Raw genomic sequence first — 1,031 nt, forward strand, 5'->3', positions numbered from 1 at the left:
TATACGTCGGGTTCGTCGGGTCGGCCGAAGGGTGTGGTTGTCGGTCATGCGGGTGTGGTGAATCTGGCGTGGGATCACATCGGGCGGCTGGGTGTGGATGGTGGGAGTCGGTTGTTGCAGTTTGCGTCGCCGAGTTTTGATGCTGCGGTTGCGGATATGTGGCCGGCGTGGCTGGCTGGGGCGGCGTTGGTGCTGGGGTCGGCGGAGCGTCTGGTTCCTGGTGTGCGGCTTTCGGGTTTTGTGTCGGAGTTCGGGGTGACGCATGCGACGTTGCCGCCGGCGACGTTGCCGGTGCTGGAGGAGTCGGGGGGGCTTCCGGCGGGGTTGACGTTGGTGGTGGCGGGTGAGGCGTGTTCGGCGGAGGTGGTTCGTAGGTGGTCGCGTGGTCGTCGGATGGTGAATGTTTATGGTCCGACCGAGGTGACGGTGGCGTCGACGGCGAGTGGGCCGTTGGTGCCGGGGATGGTGGGGGTGCCGCCGATCGGGCGGCCGGTGTGGAATATGCGGGCGTATGTGCTGGATGCGTTGTTGCGGCCGGTTCCGGTCGGGGTGGCTGGTGAACTGTATGTGTCCGGGGTGCAGTTGGCGCGTGGGTATCTGAATCGTCCGGGTCTGACGGCGGGGCGTTTTGTGCCGGATCCGTTTGCTGGTGGGCCGGGGGTGCGGATGTACCGGACGGGTGATGTGGTGCGTCGTCGCCGGGACGGTGAGCTTGAGTATGTCGGGCGGGCGGACGAGCAGGTCAAGGTACGCGGTTTCCGTGTCGAGCTGGGTGAGATCGAGGCGGCGCTGCTCTCGCACCCCGGGTTGGCGCAGGTCACGGTGATGGCGCGTGAGGACCGGCCGGGTGACAAGCGCCTGGTCGCGTATGTGGTTCCCTCGCAGCCCGGCGCGTCTCTGGACGCGGGTCGGGTGCGGCAGTACGTGGGTGAGCTGCTGCCCGAGTTCATGGTCCCGGCCGCGGTGGTCAGTCTGCCCGAGCTGCCCCTCACCGCCCACCGCAAGATCGACAAGCGAGCCCTGCCCGCCCC

Annotated in this window: 1 protein-coding gene; it reads left to right on the top strand. The window is 67.7% G+C overall.

All coding sequences use genetic code 11. The features are described from left to right. Positions 1 to 54 precede the first annotated feature (54 nt). Positions 55 to 1,031: AMP-binding protein (locus tag ACF1CT_RS37405; RefSeq protein ID WP_391788501.1), on the top strand; the 977-nt coding region annotated here is incomplete at its 3' end.

It is taken from the genome of Streptomyces sp. NPDC014734 (assembly GCF_043083325.1).
GTDB lineage: Bacteria > Actinomycetota > Actinomycetes > Streptomycetales > Streptomycetaceae > Streptomyces.